Here is an 18684-nt window from a genome sequence, read left to right as displayed (position 1 = left end):
ATACTGTTACAGTGAAAGGATGCATCTATTCACTGAACTGAAAATATAAACTATTTTTTTAACAAAGCCGCTCTAAAATAAAACTGTGCTTCATGTGCCATACAATAAATCATTGCTTGTGCATTAGGCCCTAGCGCCATAGGCACATGGCTGTAGAGTAAGTATTGAATAGACTAGAATAGTGTTTAGCCTAATAATGCTCAATACCTCAGTCATACCCCCCGAATCCAGAACTATGTATTGTTTATCAAAGAACCTTGATCGCCGTCATTTCTTATTACAATCGAGGCATATTATTATTTAACACGTCTGAATCACTATTACAAATTATTCACAGTGACATTAACGATTTACTCTAGGAGAGTTCCGGGAACAAACCATGTGCGTCGTGCGTTGAGTAAATCTTGTACTGGTATCACTTTTTTACCCGCCAGCTGCAATTTTGTGAGCGTTAAAACGCCCTCACCCGTGGCAATGTGAATTCCAGCCTTGTCAGCAGCTACAATCGTTCCTGGGATGCATGCAGCTGTTTGTCGATCGTCAACACTAGCGGCCCAAACTTTTATTGGCTGTCCCGACAGCGGAAAATAGCTGATAGGCCAGGGATTAAAGGCGCGGATATAGCGCTCAAGCTGCGCTGCAGAAAGGCGCCAGTCAAGCCGGGCTTCTTTCTTCGTTATTTTATCTGCATAGGTTGCGAGTGCATTGTCTTGTAGCTCCGCTACAACCCTACTCTCGGCTAGCTTCTCTAGTGTGCTTAATAAGGCAGCTGGTCCCACTCCCCCGCATTTGTTATACAGAGAGGCGCTAGTGTCATTGGGTTGAATAGGAAAAACAGTCTTATGTAGTATAGCTCCGGTATCAAGGCCAGCATCCATCTGCATGATCGTTACGCCCGTTTGATCGTCGCCGGCCAATAATGCTCTCTGAATAGGTGCAGCGCCTCGCCATCGCGGTAGTAGAGAGCCATGTACGTTAATACAGCCAAGGCGCGGCAAATTCAGCATGACTGGGGGCAGGATCAAGCCATAGGCTACAACCACCATTATATCCGCTTTTAAGGACGCTATAAACTGCCGCACCTCGTATTTTCGCAGTAATGTAGGTTGAAAGACTGATAGTCTATACCGCTCCGCTAATTGCTTTACCGCGCTAGCCGTTAAGCGATTTCCGCGTCCAGCAGGGCGATCTGGCTGGGTAAAAACACCAACCACTTGATGTTTTGAGTGGATCAGCGCTTTCAAATGACGTGCGGCGAATTCTGGCGTACCAGAAAAGATAATGCGTAAAGAATCGGACATGATACTTCCTATGACGTTTGGATTACTTTTCCGCCCACGCGATCATACGCGCTAGTTTTTTTATTTTTTCACGAATACGCTGACGTTTTAGCGGTGAGAGATAATCAACAAACAGCCTGCCCATCAGATGATCCATTTCATGCTGGATACAGATTGCGAGAAGATCTTCCGCCTCTAGCTCGAAGTTGTTACCGTTACGATCTAACGCACGCACTTTGATCTTTTTCGCACGAGGCACGAAGCTGCGGTAAGCGGGAATCGATAAACAACCTTCCTCAATGCCTGTTTCGCCGCTTTTCTCTAGTAGTTCGGGATTGATCAGCACCAAGCGCCGATCACGATTTTCAGAGAGATCTATAACTATGATTCTCTGGTGGATATCAACCTGGGTGGCAGCTAGGCCGATCCCATCCTTCGCATACATAGCCCCAAACATATTGTCCACGATGCTACGGACGGTATCATTCACATTGGGGACAAATGCAGCAACTTTGCGTAGCCGTTCGTCTGGATAACGTAATACCTGTAATAATGACATAGTAGTTTAAATTGACACCTGAGAAGATTTCTTGAGTCATGAGGTATTATACTATTCCACTAAGCAGTTATAGTAGATAATCGCTATTATCTCTAGTGCAGTGTTTTCTTATGCACTCTAACTGCATTATTTTATGCCGCGTATCTCCATCAGTTTCATTAACCTTCATCATGAAAGTATTTTACTCAACTGAACTGATGTGCGCATAAACACTATAGTTACATCCCTTCTAAAGCTGTCCAGATCTGATTGACAGCCTTGCATGGGTAAGAGTCTAAAGCTAGTAATCTGGCATAGGCAGAAAAAGAGAAAAACACCATTGAAAGACACATGGTCGCCTATAGTAGTAACGGTGAGCGAAACACATGGTCCAAGGGTCAAGTCATATTACAATTGTTGTTAAACAACAAGCAATGTTAGGTAATCATGAGAGCAGATCAAAAAATGCATTGTAAAAATCGCTACTAGCGAAAAGCTTTACTTTAAAATCACTCACCCTACCACTTAAAAGAAGAGCCTTACAACTTCAGATCTATACATTAATGTTTCAGCTATGACTGTGTTACGGTATATATAAAACGCGTTTCTCTTAGCAGGTCTGGAAAATTACAATAAACTAATGAGATTAAGATATCACAGCTATGCGGATGATGAAATCATCGCGCTTTTATTCTTTTATTAAAGATATGATCGCAGCAGCATTGATATGAGCTTTAACTAATAACGCTGATGCTAATATGCCTCCGGGTATTCTATTTTCATGAGGGGCAAGTACACCTCACATCAATATAAAAACATTAACGCCTATATCTTGATCTATTGTAACCTTGCGAGCATTACACTGCACGTTTTTGGTAACGAAGGATAGGCAATCCTACGTCGTGGTGTCAAAAAAAATAGCGTGCGGACGTTAGCTCCTTCTAGTAGTCGACAGGACATAGCTAAAATGTTCTGTGCCGATTTATTACACGGCAGAAATTACTGATACTTCGGCTCTGGCTAACAGTTATTTTCTGATTAGAAGCTGCTGCCAAACAGTTTTATCGCGATGCGCAGAACAAACTCTAAATAGCAATTTAAGACTACTTCAGCTCCAGGCTAATAGCACCAGGCCCGTATTTTCTAAAAGAGTATTTCGATTGGTCTCTGACGCCTCCGAGCTGGGAAGGGCTCTACATCCGACGTTATGCCTACATCAGGAACGGTCGGCACCTATTTTGAGATCATACTAGAAATAACTCTGCCAGACTAGCATCTATTCTCCCTTGAGAATGTGCGTGAGATAGGAATTTGAGCAGCGGATTTTAATCTGCGCGCTATGGAAGGGCACATTTAGTAATGTCTTCTGGTATTACTCTAACAAGAACGTATGATAACGAGCAACGGTTGATAATATAGCTCTATTCTAAGAGAAATCAATCCTATCAGGCCGGTGATATAATCTGCTCAGGTATCTATGCTAACGAAGTCGTCCTGAAGCAGCATAGCTCACTCTATTAGACAAAAGTCATTGCTTCTATGAATAAGATGATCATCTGTGCTGTTGCTGTTTTCGGGTTTAGTTATGATAGAGGTTTATTCTAGCTAACGCCATCATGTCCACCGAAACGATAACAGCGAAGTCAATGTAACCCTTTGTCCGGTATGATATCTGAGGTAGTCGGTTGCCATGGAACGAAAGCATAGAGCAATGTTCTTACCATAGCCATGACTCGATAATATTATTGAGGAAATTGTTCAAGCCAGCTTTCTAAAATGATAACAGCCGCCCACGCATCCACTTTGCTTTTCTCAAGCGCACGGTATCCCCCTCGGGCAAAGAGCACAGAACGAGCTTCTACGGTGCTAAGGCGTTCATCGTGTAGCACTACATGTACCTTAAAACGGCTCTGCAGCCGGTTAGCAAATGTGCGGGCCCGAGAAGTTATTGGCTGTTCGCTACCATCTATACTCAGCGGCAACCCTACTACCACCCTATCCGGACGCCACTCATTGAGCAGTGTTTCAATCTTCGGCCAGTGAGGCATACCGTCACGAGCGTTTAGTACCTCTAGTGGTCGGGCACTACAGGTTACGTATTGACCAATAGCTAGACCGATGCGCTGAGTGCCAAAATCGAAGGACATTATGATGCCGGCGGTAGTCATTAGGCATGACCAACATGCTTGAAAGTATTAGGGATATGTATGAATAGGATCCTAATTACTATGTACGCTCTAGGCGGAAATGAACTTAGAGAACAGAACTTCGCTAACAAAAAAGAATTTGCGCAGCGCGTTTTCAAACAGATTCTGCTCCAGCTGTTTCTGCTCCGACCTGGGAGTCCCCCGGTGCTGCTTAGCACATCGTCTAGTTGAGCAACGGAGAGAAGGGTCTCCTCAAGATCAAATATGCTTAGCATCATTTTCAGCGAGACATTAACATTCGATCAAGAAGACTCGCACTAAGGAGCGCCGGATCAAAGGCGCCAGAAAAATCCGAGAAGTCGATTGGCAATAGAGCTCTTGTACAAGCACCTGATATCCGATTTGAAGTCAGAAGGGATAATCTCAGTCGTTTGCACCACATTACAAGAATGTACGATAGTTGCACTGGCTTTTTCATCATAATATTCATAATATTCATTAGACTTTTCCTGAATAATTTTAAATCTAAGACCTCAACATATGAATAAAGGATGCTGAAGTCAGGGGATAGCACTAAGGAAATCGTTTCGTAAATAAATGCTTTCAGTAAGTAAGATACATAACTTTAAAATATATATCATTTGATTTTATGGATATAACAATTATCTGTCAATGGCCTCAAATACAATTAGATTGCTACGACATTAGGATCTATTGAAAAATATGGTATATTCTCATTTCTATCTCGACACCAAAAAATTCATGGTTTCATGTGCTTTTATTATTGAATCTATGGGACATGATGGAATACTTAAAAATATCTTAGCACTTTTTATGGGGGTATTTGCACGAGGTATAAACGAAAGTATGTTGAATTTCTAAAATCATAATATAGTATAGTACTTTACATATTGCTATCACCTCACCTGGTCGTGTATCATGGCCACGGAAACGCCGCTGATTAAAAAAGAATGTTCACAAGAACAGGGGTCGTATGAGTAAGTGTAGGAGAAAGGGTCTTTCTGTTCCTAAATATCATGAAATCCGCTCTGATATCAATTTTTAACTATGTAGCGACATCAATGGTGTCAAAGTAGCAATGCTGTTCATCCTGGATCTTCCGGGAAATTATTCTTTTTGTCTTCCGCAACAGAGCACATCATTATGCTTCCCGTTATCGTACATGTCGTCAAACAACGGAGACGGAATCTTTTGATAGGCGCTCTTGCTTAAATACAAACAATTTATTATATTCTCTAATACTGCACTGCGATGCGTCAATAGAGAGATATGCTCATTTTATCTGTCATGCTATCCGCCATTAATAAAAGCTAGCAGGCTGTCCCGCGTTTCTCGATAGCATGCTGCCATACTGTTTTTCATGCACTTTCACTAAAAAACCTTAAGACAGGCACTTATCAATCACTCTATAGGTCATTTTACCGCGTCTTAACGTTTTTTTAGGGCTTTTTGAAAAAATAAAAGTTAGGTAAGGAGTCACTCAGCTCACCACACGTCTTTCAATATATAGTAATTATAAGAAAAAATTCACAATAATTTTAGCAGTATCCTTACAAAAAAGGACTCACAAAGTACAGTATTCTGATGCTCTAGATGAATACAGACAGCGATGTCTTATGTCTAAATAGATAGAAAAGCGTTGCTTTTCGACGGCATCGTGGCTACTAGTTTACTCAGATTGTTTCATAAGCACGCTGCTGATGATATGCAATCACCATTTGGCATTGCGTTGTGGACGTTACAGAATATTTTTGGCAGGAGATGTTTAAGCTTATATACCTCTATTGCTAAGATAGTTCAGCAAGCGAGCCGGATCGTCGGCATAAACACCCCACGATGCGGTGTAATGGTTTATGCCGTCAACTTACAGAACCCCAATCGTAAAGTTTCAGATGAAGTAGCTTGCGCGGTCTCTCTAGAAGCATAATGTTGAAAATCTAGCGTAGCGTGTACGCCACCACTTAGTGACCATAGTACAACAACTATAATCATCTGTACCAATTTATAACGAAGCACTGCTGCGCATGCACGAGCTCTGCTATCTGTAAGCAATTGCTTCATTAAAAAATCTAGGACTGATTACTTAATGATACTGAGAGTTGTCTTGATGAAGTGACCGGATTGCATGCTGTAGGGTTAGTGACCTTTCTAGGTCCTGAAACATACACTTATGCAGTGATATCTCATGAAACAATAATGTATTGATAGGACCGGTATAGCCTGGTAACACTTTTCACGTCACAGCATAATTCTGTTTTATTCAACAAAAAATATGATACGACTTACTGTGATGTTTCTGTCTTAAAGAGACTTCAACACCCCCTGATCCTATCGCCATAAAGTGCAGAATATTGATTATCTGCATACAATGCGCGTAATATGTACCATAGGAAATCAGCGCCCAGGCAGCAATCATTATGCTTAACAAAAAGAGAATCAGAACTCATATTTGTTTACTGACTGACACAGCCCCTTGCCTATTCAATACTCTTCAGCATAATCATCTAAACCTGCATGACGATGACGCCCTGCTAGGCAGGGCGTCAGGGAAATGAGTACTGCACACTGAATGGGCTTATGTGTTGTGAGGAATATAGAACACCGTGCACATTGCATAAAAGAAGAGTAGCTATTTTAGCGAACAAGGCCTTATGCATGTTAATATACCCAGTGTCTCTTATTTTATTTTTATGGTCATGCTCATTCACTCACTTCCTATTATAAGACATCAGATAATGCAATCAATTTTTTATTATCGCAGCGGAGTCATCGGTAATCTCTTACTCCATCAAGACCTTGCATATAGACTTTTCCACCCTGTCATTTTGTTGTTAAAAACATCTACGCAATGTATTAGCAGGCTATCGCACACTTCTTAAGACACCATACAGAAGATTGTCAACATACAGCTCAGAGAGAGGTTCTAGATACATCAGCGTTTTCGCGCTGCTAGGCGTTTTTCAATGGCATCCATAAGCATCCCAGTGATGGAAAGAGGGAAAGCTGCTTCGATTTCCTGTATACAAGTGGGACTAGTAACATTAATCTCAGTTAAACAATCACCAATGATATCCAGACCGACAAATATTAACCCTTTCTTCTTCAAGACGGGACCTATATCGCAAGCGATTTTAAAGTCGTTTTCGCTGAGCGGACGGACCTCACCTCGGCCGCCGGAAGACAGATTTCCGCGAGTTTCACCGATTTTTGGAATGCGAGCCAGACAATAAGGAATCGGTTCACCATCTACCATCAGCACTCTTTTATCGCCATTTTTGATGGCCGGAAGATACTTTTGTGCCATGCAAAAGTGACGTCCGTAGCTGGTTAGCATCTCAACAATAACTGTTAGGTTAGGATCGCTTTTCTTTACTCGAAAAATCAATGCGCCACCCATTCCGTCCAGTGGTTTTAGAATAATATCGCCGTGCTCTTCCCAAAAAGCACGAATATGCTCGTCACGACAGCTTACGATAGTATCCGGCGTATGGTGCGGAAACCAGGCTGTGAACAATTTTTCGTTACAGTCCCGTAGACTCTGCGGTTTATTGACAACCAGCACTCCCTCTACTTCCGCGCGCTCCAGAATGTAAGTAGCATAAATGAATTCAGTATCGAAGGGAGGGTCTTTACGCATTAGAATTACGTCTAGTTCGCCTAGCGCGATATCTTGTTCGCTATTAAAGCTGTACCATGAATCATGATCCTGCTGTACCGACAACAGACGTGTACTAGCCCTTGCTTCCCCACCCAGAAGATACAAAGAGCTCATCTCCATATAATGAAGCTCATAACCTAGTTGCTGCGCTTTTAGCAACATCGCTAAGCTACTGTCTTTTTTCAAGATAGATGCAATGGGATCCATCACGATGCCAAGCTTAATCATTGTGTGCTCCTTTTGCCCCACCTGGCCGTAATGCTGCATTTTTTAATCAGGTGATGAGATCAGTGTGTTGCACTCACTGTGCAACAACGGTTGCAATAGCATGCATCAGTATCAGTAAATGTAGAATAAACGGCATATTCAGCTTTCTCCGCCGAAGGGGTCACCTTCCGGACGGACAAGCAAAAGACACGATTCAACGTCAGCGTATTCAATAAGCTATTCATAGCGGAGATGGCATTTACCTGTCAAGCCTACAAATTAGGCCGCACATTCTGCCTCTATGATCATAGGAAGGCGGAGCTGTCGGGTAGGCTGCTTCGGACACATTGTACACTCGTACTGATAGCAATTTTTACCAGTGTTGCGGATTTTTTATTTAACTATTGGCTTGAAAGAACCCCCCATCAGGCCATTTAGCCTAGTGCAATGATAGAATCTATAACAAATCCTAGTATTTTATAAAAAATACTAGGATTTTTTTAATAAATTATTTTGATCTTATAGATTTAATAAATATATTAATATCTGTAATTAACATCATGCAGCTCGATCCAATGAAGGTAAGCGGAGTTGTAGTAGACATCGAGCGTCGGCTCAGTCGTTGGCTTAGGTGAATGCCTACTTTACTATTCCTGGGCGGCTTTCTGCAGCTCAGATGCTGAACTGTTAACTGCGTGCTGTGGCTGTCTTGTATATAGCTGAACAATGTTTTCCGCACTAACGTGACCCCAGAAGCTGTTTTATTTTATTTAATTAACAGCGCATAAATAGCGGTCTCCTGTATCATCATCGCCGTCAGATAATGTTTTTTGGGATTGTTTTATGGGGGTCTCTGTCTTCCATCCGGAAAAGCTTCTGTATCTGTTTTATTACTTTACGACACATAGCAACAGATCATTTTATCTTTCGCGCTATCCACCTCCAGATAACGATTACACGTTACTCTATAACCTGTATCAGTATAATGGCTGCCGAACGCGCTGTATTCTCTTTCCCAAAAGCCATCCGGATTAACTATCAAGCATTAAAGGGGTAATGTAAGCGCCTATTGAGATGTAAATGCCGATATGCGCTGTTTTCCTCATTTTCAGAGCCAAGAACGGTACGACACCATAGCAGTAGCTGAATCAATTTAAACAGCGAGTAAAACGGCCCTCTAGCACAGTGAAGGACAGCCTAAATCCCCGATGAATCATCAGCATCGTCATAATAGCCTCTGAGTCAAAAAGTGATCAATCACGCCATCCAAGAGCAGTGTGCTCTGTGTATAGATCAAGATCTGGCTAATTTATTTATGCTTTCAGGGCAGGTAGGGTTTCAAATCCCTTATTGTCGGTTTATTAGGTAGTGACTCTCAGCGTTTTATCTGCCATAGAGGGCATACATTGCATTGCATCTTGTGTTCTTATCTAATAAGAAGAAAAAACGTCTTTTGTTGGAGCAACATTAATTCTTTTATCAGGTCTTAGTAAAGGCACGATAAGACATATAATCTAGCGACGTAGTAGTTCCGGAAATATTAACTAGACCTCTATACCATGATGTTCATTACGTCTACCAGTATCAGCGTCGTGTGTCGTTAAGGACAACGCCCAGGGTAAAGTAAGCGGATATTATCAAAATTCGGAGTAAGCAACAACAAGCGTCTAGATCACCGCTCTTCTAGGTGATCAGTAAAGTATCCCTGACGATACTTCCGATAGATGAGGAGCTAATTAGACTTTAATAACTGAATAGAATTAGAATTCTAGACTGTTCTGACGACTTCTGAATGGCTCTCGCGCTTTTAATAAACAGGCAAAGCAGCGTCATGTGTAAGCCTATTTTTGACATTCCGATTTTATCTTACGCCTTCTCCTGGCTAGGCCTAGCCCTAAATACTACTACTTCAACATATAAGTAATGTTAATGGGTCTTTCATCGTCTTAGTAACGTCTATGAAGTAGTACGCCTTCTAATTAAGAAGACTGTGTTTTTCGAAATATCAATCTTACTCATGACGGGCGCCGGAAATAACATCATTAGTGAGAAGGGATGAATAAATCCTCCTGCGTCGCATAAAGTTATCTAAGACTGAACACGATACTATAGCTGCTAACTAATGTTAGCTTTTAGGCTCATTAAAGGGCATGAATTCAGCACTACCTGCAAGAGCCAAAAATCGCTGGTATGCATTCAAAGAGCTTTGTAGCAGTTGTAAAACTGAGATGCAGATGAGTATTGCATCAAAATCTTTGAGTGATATAATCAGTTTTGCTTTAATCAGCACCTCAGTGCCGAAGTGGCGAAATTGGTAGACGCAGTTGATTCAAAATCAACCTCCTTCGGGTGTGCCGGTTCGAATCCGGCCTTCGGCACCATTAAGAAAGAGAACCTGAGTATATTAGCTGTTACTTTTGATAATGCTCACTACTTTCTCCGCAATGAGTGATAAGGCGCAGGAGTCTATTTCGGTCGCGGTCTTAGGGAAATCATTTAGTCGCTGCTCCCTACCGCTTTCATTCTACTATGTTGCATATGCCAGAGTACACAATGTTGTTTTCTGCGGATCGTTTTACTCCAGATGCGAAGAACCCCTAGTTTATAAAACTCATTGGTACATTCTACTATCTAATGATCGTACTGTTTTCATCAGAGCGGTATAGGCGTCGATTTTTTTCGGTATTGTTGAAATACAATCATCTCGGTAATGCGGCACACTAAAAAGTGCTAGTTGATTAGATTATATTTTTCTACACTTTTATTAGTTTATGCATTCTTTATTCGCATCATTGTTGACCTGTTAAGGATCATGCTTAAATCAATGAAAGTATGTAATAATCAACCGATAGAAAAATATTCTATTTTCCTCGAATGCTCTTCGGTAGTATTCCTCAGTGCTAACTTCACTGAGAATTTCTGATTATTGCCATCGCTTCTCCAGGAGCAGTGCTGTAGTTACGTAGACTTAAATCAACATAAGGCATTTTTTAACCCGAAATATTCTTCATCTCAGTCAATGAATACCGGTAATAACTGGCTTTTTCCATCTTGCCGTGCTTTTTTCATGCTGATGCTGAATTGGTATATGATATATGATTCTAATCTTACTTACCCCGCCCTAGTGGGGTCATCGGCTACCTTTCTCTTCCGCACCAGGTTATTACAAAAGTGCTTGTAATCATAAGCGCTATCAGCTAATAATGTGATAATATGTAGGATGAGTGGACCCCATCCGGCAGAGTCTTCGCGGCAGTGGCGATACTGCACAATAAAGCAGCAAAATACAATGTATGTATTACACTGGCTGCTGCTAGATAACGCTTAAAAAAACTCGCTTTTTGCTTTGCAACCTTTGCCCTCCGTGATGAGGAGGGTGGATTATGCCTTGTATTTATGTTTTATGGTGATATGCGCTGTCTTATGCTTGCTTGCTGATGTAAAAAAGTCTAGGCATCTGAGCAGTAGTTTAATAAGTTAAAAAAATAGAGCCATTAAAATTTTTTAATACTCTAAGTGAGATATCAAATACCCATTTCATCATCAAGATGTTAATTGATAATCCTCTTTGGGTAGTAAGAGTGCTCGGCTAAACGAATAGACGGATAAACCCTTTAAGATAAGACTTTTTCGTCTGAGATGACATGGCTGAAACACATGCATTTTACTGCAACAAGCTCGAGCATATTACATGCTTCTGAATGTACGTAAAGCACTGATTAAGTCTCAGCTTTAATATTTTCATGGAGAAAATTATTTAATATTCATGCATTAAGGTAAGCGAATGATTACTTAAATCGTGCCGTTTTAACAAAGCACTTGAGATAAGATGCATTATCTAATAAAATAGGTAAAAAAATAGATGATCAGTGATTCAGAAGATGATATGCAGTTGTTTAGTAGTATCATCCGAGCTTAAGTCATGGTTCATGTTTAAAATCATCCGGTTTTTTGCTATAAAACTGGCATTATAAAGGACGGCAAGCAATGTTAAAAAAAGAAATGGCCAGTGCACTTAATGCACAATTAAATCTCGAATTCTTTTCCGCTAATCTCTATTTACAAATGAGTGCATGGTGCAATGAAAAAGGCTTCGAAGGTGCCGGGCAGTTTTTTAAAACCAAGTTCAGCGAAGAGATGGATCATATGCGTCGTCTATTTGATTATTTCAATGACACTGGGACCATGCCTATATTAGGAGCTATCGATGCGCCGCCTGTCGGTTTTTCTTCCCTCGGAGAGCTGATAAGCCTTGCTTACAAACATGAACAGTTGATCACCCATAAGATCAACGAGTTGGTTCATCTTGCCATGACGCTGCAAGATTATTCAACGTTTCACTTCCTGCAGTGGTATATTGCTGAGCAACATGAAGAAGAAAAGATGTTCCGGTCAATCTTAGAAAAACTTGCACTAGTCAACATTGACGCTAATGGCCTTTTCTTTATCGATCGGGAACTCAAGAAGCTAAATAACCATGATGGCACGTTTTGAATACACTCCCTGATTTTTCATATTTTTAAGTATCATTCATCGCTGATCAGTAACTGATATTCAATGATATAGTCATGCTGATACGCATGAGGAAGACCTAAAGCTCATATTCCTGCTCTGCAAGGATATTATCACTCACATCGTCGGTCTATGTCAATTAGCACGTGGAAACGATTATCCTCTCTGCGCTGCAGAGAGCGAGTTGCAATTAATGTAACTCCCTGAGAGGTGTCTCAGGGTTGTCAATTTTCTCCGAAACCTCTACTTCCTGCATCCAGGAAAACACTAATCTCCAGGATACTACCAGCACTACCGGGCTGATAAATAAACCAATCATCCCGAAGGCCAGTAAAGCCGCATAGCACGATCAGCATCGGCAAATCAGCGCTCATATGAGTAAAAATAGGCCGTAGAATATTGTCCAGAATAACCACCGCACAGCTCCAGACCAGTAGCAGAATCGGCCCCGGTTCTATTACCACTCCAATGCAGCCATATCACACACCCCCCATCGGGATCAGTATCGGCAAGGAGCCTGATTGGGCGGTTCACATTACGAAAAAAACGATGGTTAGTACGGTTGCTAGTGGAATGCCAGCAATCAGCAGGCCGATACCTCCCACGACAGCCTGAACAATCGCAGTTAGTACTGCCCCCTAGCGCTACCGCTCGAATGGCTTGTGCGGGCAGAAAAACTAAAGCGTCGCCACGTTCCCGTCCTAGGAAAATAGCAAAATATCGCGCACCTTCATGCCTATGCTTTCACAACGGAGATACGGCCATATGCTGAAAAATAGCATTGTTCCAGAATGGAGTAGTAGACTACCTAAGTTAGCTGCTTGCTTGGCTCAGCATCCACGTGGCAGCCTGACCGATATAAGGCTGAATCCCTTACTTATCAAAAGGGCGAAACCGCTGGCAAGCAGCGATTGCCAGGCGCCATGGAGCTTGCATCCCGCCATCGCCACATCCTCCTGCACAGCCAGGCAAGAGTCGGCAAGTGCACCTTATTCAGATTGGACGCCCAGGTCACCGCAGATGCGCTATTATTGACGATACTGCTCAGCACAATGCTGACCGGCAGTACAAACGGCAGTAATGTCATGACTGTGACTGCAAGAGAACGTCTCTCCCAGAGCAGAAGCTGTGCTTTAATAAGTAGTGGCCAGGCTGCTATCACCAACATAGATGTCCACAAACAGCCAAGCATAAAAAACTGAACCACCCAAAAGCAGCCGATAGCCATCATGGCGATAAAAGTAATACTAAATAACACTCTAGGTAAATCGTGTACTAAATTCGGAAGATACATGACACACCTTTCTCCCTATATTATGCAAGGGAGCTAAGAGCGATCAGAAGAGCGCCAAATACTAAATGAGTAATATACTAATGATGTATATTGGCTTTATTTGATAGGGGGAAAAGGATGACTTTCGTTATGTAACAGCTCCATCAAATACAGTAGCCTATTTATGCTGTAATGAAAGTTTGGGCTATTTTTATGTAATGTAAATGCTGTACAACATAACTGACAACGTCACTTTGTTTAAATATTTTAACTATCGTAAGCGCCTGTCGTTAACTGGCGGTTATCATACAGCAGATTCCGATGACTACCCAGAGGTATTTTGAACAGGAACACGCTGCCATACCTTCAATCAGCTAGCATGCCCGCTACTTGTATGTTCCTGGTATGATTACTGCCAATTACATGCTGATTATTAATCGCCAATGCATTCGTAGTGATAGAGGCCGGTGAATATTGTGCACTTCCCAGAAATAAAACAATTAGCTTTATGCGCCTATCTGCAAACAGTGCTTTCCAAGAACAACATGTATCGTAAATGATTTCATCCAATGAAACCCGTATTCGCTGTTGGGTCGACTGCATGAAATCTAGTACCACCTCTTTATCAGTAGTACTGCTATACGGTAATTATAGCAGAGATCATAACATGCATTACCCGATCTTACTGTCTGACTATCGTTCTTTCATAATCAGCCTTTATTGATACTCTTCTGTCGGACGTTCTCTGATTCACCAAACATGTTGAAGGTTAGTTCTATCAATGATAGAGCTTCTTTCTTACCACAGTGGTCTTGATGAAACCCACTGTAAGTAGATAAGCGGTGCGCCCTAACGTCTAAGACACATTTGGGCCGCCCATTCCACAACACTCTTTCCTGCATTCATGCTATCAAAAAATTACGCCACTTCAGGGGAAGTTTTCCTGATTCAGGTCATCATTTTCAACAGTGCCTCTGTACAAAGATTATTTGTTAAATATATACTGAGTTGCATCAATTTTTGCCAAAACTCCCCGTTTGTTTAACAAAACTTATGCTACATTACAGAAATGAACACGTGCGCTAAACCAACAGTTCACAGGATCTTTATACAATAAAGTTATTTATGTCTATCATAAATATGGCATAAACAGTACAGAACAGGAATAGCGCTATCATCTTGAAAACACTTATCTAGCGCTTCTAGCTAATAACCAATAAACACAAGAGATATGTCTCAGCCAAAGGTGATTCTTTAGCGAAACCCAAAAGGTTTAATCACGGTCACAGTTGAAAAATTCGCAGCAGGTAATCAACTGCTGCTGTGTTAGCATGAAGACGCCGTCTCCTCCGTGAGAAAAATTTAACCAGCGAAAGGGCACTTGGGGGTATTCTGCTATCAAATGCACCATCGTATTACCTACTTCGCAAATCAAGACGCCATCCTCTGCAAGGTAATCAGTTGCATAGGCTAGGATCCGCTTCACTAGATTCAGACCATCGCTGCCGGCGGACAATCCTAGAACCGGTTCTGCGTGGAACTCTGCTGGTAAATCGTCCATGTCCTCTTGATCCACATAGGGAGGGTTAGTTACGATTACATCATAGGCTCTCGGAGGTAAGTTACGGAATAAATCAGAGCAAATCGGGGTGACCCGATGCTCAACGCCGTGCATCTGAATATTGTGCTCTGCCACCGCCAACACCCTGGTCGCAATGTCTACTGCGTCTATCTTAGGATGGGGGTAAGCATAGGCACAGGCGATGGCAATACAGCCGCTCCCGGTGCACATATCCAGGATATGCTCCGGGGGATGCGGCAAAAGATCGCGAAAATGATCGATAATCAGTTCACCAATAGGTGAACGAGGAATCAACACCCGATCATCAACATAAAACTCTAGACCACAGAACCAAGCCTTATTAGTCAAGTACGGCACGGGAATTCGATCATTAATCCGGCGCACCACCTTCTCGACCACGCCGGCGCGCTCTCGCGCCGTAAGGCGCGAGCTATACATCTCCTGAGGGAACTCTAGAGGCAGGACAAGACTAGGCAAGACCAAATGCAACGCTTCATCCCAAGCATTATCGGTTCCATGGCCGTAATAGAGCGGTGCGCCATTAAACTGACTAACCGTCCAGCGCAGTACATCTTGGATGGTATGCATTTCTGCCACCACTTCAGCTTCAAAAAAAATTTTCAATTTTCCCTCCGAAGGCTGCACTTTTTGTCAAAAGCATGACGCTATGCAAACGTACTCAATGTATCGAAAAAGGATTTTTTGAAAAAAGAATATGTATCCAATCTTCACCCCGAACACGTTGTCTTTAAGGTGATAAAAACACTTCTTCACCCTTCTTAACAGAGTGATAACGATTAAGTGCTGGCACTCGTACGATTTCCTCGACTATTTTCGCATTCTATTAGTATAAGGCTTAGATGCACACCTAGCAGTCTTGTGCAGTGGGGCCAGGCCGTTTCAGCCACTACGCACTAGCGATAAGCTATTATATTTTTATTTATCGTAACGACTTCTTGGGGGTATAACTTTAACTGCAGCATTAAGCTTATACTGATCAAAGCCGGCTAATATTAAACACGCCCGCAGCAACGGCAGCAGTAGCCTTATTTCCTGCCTCAACAGAACATAATAACAGTAATGTTGCTTGTTATAGACGATCAAAAAGGTTGTCCTGCTTATCCAATGGGATTGACTTTCTCCAATTTAGAAGAATCAAAAGCATTTTTCGTACTACGTGCACAATAAAAGTAACACAGATTATTTTATACCTCGCAGTGTTATGCTGCAAGATGGCCCTAATGCCATATTCTGCGCTTTTCAACAGCCGACTCTGCCAGATCATGCATTCTAAATCCAAACAACCTTAATACCGTTAGTTATCAAGAACCAAATAACTCATTTCAGTTCATATTAACGTTTTGATCCTGTAATATTTCCGGTTTTCTCGCTATGCCTTCGCAGAGAACAGTTGAGAGAATATTAGGAGTGGTGGTAGCGGTTTAAACACTGACTGAATAAAGCCCTCTATACCCATGAGCGGCAGGCCCACGACCAAGGATGTCTGTCATCACAGAGTAGTTAGAGTTATGACCTAATCTTCTTACACAAGCTGTCTCTTGCGTCCAGGAGACGTTGAATCTATCCCGTTCAGCAATAGCAGACTTGTGCTGCCATAGTGTGAAGCAAGCACGCTGATTAAGTGCTTTTATAAATAAAAAAGTTGATTATTTGAAACTTTTCCTTTCGATAGGCGGCATGTCGTAGAATACGTATAGTCATCTGAGGTAGCAATGAGCGAGTATTAAGATTAATTAACTAAATACAGAATGATGTATAGAATTTACATTACTTAACAACAAGCCGATTAGGGGCTGGTCGCAAAACATTCTGATGTATTCAAAAGATACTTAAAAAAAATCAGATTAAATTCGTTTTTAAAAAACATTACACTAAAATTGTATAGCAAAATAAATGCATTGCTTTTCTAAATTAAAGAATTTTATACTACCCTCGCAATAAACGAGCTGTACGCTGCAACGTACAATTCTAAATTTAGCAATCATGAGAAAATAGTATGACTGAAAAAACGCATACTCTACTAAAAGCTTTTAAGAGACAAGATGTGCTGCGTCATAATTTAAAAAACACATACACAAGTATTAGGTATGCTTGAAAGCCCCGATCATCAAAACGCTCACCGACCTACTATGGAATCAAACCGATTAGCATCGCTCGCGCCAGGTCGGTTCAGTGTTGCACCGATGCTAGATCGCACAGATCGTCATTGCCGTTTTTTTCTACGTCAATTAAGCCGTCGTGCCTTGCTCTACACTGAGATGGTGACGACTAACGCTCTTTTCCATGGTAAAGGCGATTATCTGGCGTATAATGACGCCGAGCATCCTCTGGCGCTGCAACTAGGCGGCAGTAATCCAGATGTGCTAGCCCGTGCTGCGAAAACCGCTCAGGAGCGAGGTTACGATGAAATCAATCTTAATGTGGGTTGCCCCTCGAGTCGTGTGCAGCACAACTGCTTAGGAGCATGTTTGATGGCGGAGAAAGATCGGGTAGCTGCCTGCGTTTCTGCTATGAATGAAGCGGTATCATTGCCGATAACGGTAAAAACCCGCCTCGGTATCGACGAGCAGGACAGCTATTCGTTCCTTTGTGAGTTTATAGATACCGTCTCTACTAGTGGCGGATGCCAGACGTTTATTATTCATGCCCGAAAAGCCTGGCTTAAAGGCCTGCTACCTAAAGAAAATCGCAAAATTCCACCGCTGAATTACGGCCGGGTGTATCAGCTAAAGAGAGATTTCCCATCGCTCCGGCTAATGATAAACGGGGGCATCACCACCCTGAAACAGGCTAGAGCACATCTTCAGCACCTTGATGGAGTCATGATAGGCAGGGCCGCTTACAACAACCCAAGCATTTTACTACGGCTTGATAGCGAACTATTTGGCACGCCCGATCCTTTGCCAAATCAGGCGTCAGCAATTGACGCCATGTTGCCTTATATAGAAAAGGAGCTGTACCGCGGCACGGTCCTGAGTCGTATTACCCGCCACATGCATGGTCTGTTTCAAGGGCTGCCAGGTGCCCGGCAGTGGCGCCGTTATTTAAGGGAAAATGCACACTATCCTAGTGCGGATACTAATGTCTTGATTAAAGCGCTATCCTACGTGCAGCACAACTAAGAGATGAGTGACTTGACGCATTCTTTCAGAACATTACTGTCAAAAACATTGTGGCTCCTGTATGCGCTGACATTAGTAGAAGTGTTTATCACGATACAAGAACGTCGCTCTTCTGCACTCTATATGCAGCGAGATACACAATATTAGCCAACGCTCAGGACATAAGCGCACCCCGGTTGATACTCATCATCTGAGTAGAATCTTATAATACCTTAAAAAATAAAAGATGAATAGCAGTGCTCACGAGCTCAAAAAACCCTATTTGATTAAAAATTCTTTTAGATTTGCCTTTCAGTCTCTGTCATGAGAACCATGAGGTAGCC

At 42.1% G+C, this 18684-nt stretch carries 7 protein-coding genes, 1 tRNA gene and 1 pseudogene; 3 read left to right on the top strand and 6 right to left on the bottom strand.

Annotation, left to right across the window (positions count from 1 at the left end; genetic code table 11):
• Positions 1 to 350 precede the first annotated feature (350 nt).
• From fmt to gshB, 4 genes are all read right to left on the bottom strand, one after another.
• Complete coding sequence (fmt, locus tag A359_RS03925; RefSeq protein WP_014888586.1) at positions 351 to 1301, bottom strand: methionyl-tRNA formyltransferase; 951 nt, start codon at positions 1299 to 1301, stop codon at positions 351 to 353.
• 22 nt (positions 1302 to 1323) lie between these two features.
• Positions 1324 to 1839, bottom strand: coding sequence for a peptide deformylase (gene def, locus A359_RS03920; protein WP_014888585.1), 516 nt, complete (start codon positions 1837 to 1839; stop codon positions 1324 to 1326).
• Between the two features lie 1721 nt (positions 1840 to 3560).
• Positions 3561 to 3986 (bottom strand): Holliday junction resolvase RuvX, encoded by a 426-nt coding sequence (gene ruvX / locus A359_RS03915; RefSeq protein WP_014888584.1) that lies wholly within the window; start codon positions 3984 to 3986, stop codon positions 3561 to 3563.
• A gap of 2932 nt (positions 3987 to 6918) precedes the next feature.
• Entirely contained in the window at positions 6919 to 7872 is a 954-nt protein-coding gene (gene gshB / locus A359_RS03905; protein WP_014888580.1) for a glutathione synthase, read from the bottom strand.
• A gap of 2275 nt (positions 7873 to 10147) precedes the next feature.
• On the opposite strand from gshB, the gene A359_RS03900 reads away from it, so the two are divergent.
• Positions 10148 to 10232: transfer RNA gene (locus A359_RS03900), tRNA-Leu, on the top strand.
• 1606 nt (positions 10233 to 11838) lie between these two features.
• A complete protein-coding gene (ftnA, locus tag A359_RS03895) occupies positions 11839 to 12345 on the top strand; it encodes a non-heme ferritin (RefSeq protein ID WP_014888579.1) in 507 nt (168 codons plus the stop codon).
• A gap of 208 nt (positions 12346 to 12553) precedes the next feature.
• Here the strand turns inward: ftnA and ydiK are convergent.
• A pseudogene (gene ydiK, locus A359_RS03890) lies at positions 12554 to 13657 on the bottom strand (AI-2E family transporter YdiK).
• Between the two features lie 1252 nt (positions 13658 to 14909).
• Positions 14910 to 15806 carry a 50S ribosomal protein L3 N(5)-glutamine methyltransferase gene (gene prmB, locus A359_RS03880; protein ID WP_044104770.1) on the bottom strand — a complete coding sequence of 299 codons (897 nt, stop codon included), beginning with the start codon at positions 15804 to 15806 and terminating at the stop codon, positions 14910 to 14912.
• A gap of 1520 nt (positions 15807 to 17326) precedes the next feature.
• Between prmB and dusA the strand changes: the two genes are divergently transcribed.
• The gene (gene dusA, locus A359_RS03875) at positions 17327 to 18361 is read left to right on the top strand and encodes a tRNA dihydrouridine(20/20a) synthase DusA (protein ID WP_014888574.1); all 1035 of its coding nucleotides are present in this window, start codon (positions 17327 to 17329) and stop codon (positions 18359 to 18361) included.
• The last annotated feature ends 323 nt before the right edge of the window (positions 18362 to 18684 follow it).

The organism is secondary endosymbiont of Ctenarytaina eucalypti (genome assembly GCF_000287335.1).
GTDB lineage: Bacteria > Pseudomonadota > Gammaproteobacteria > Enterobacterales > Enterobacteriaceae.
This window is presented reverse-complemented; position numbering and strand designations above follow the sequence as displayed.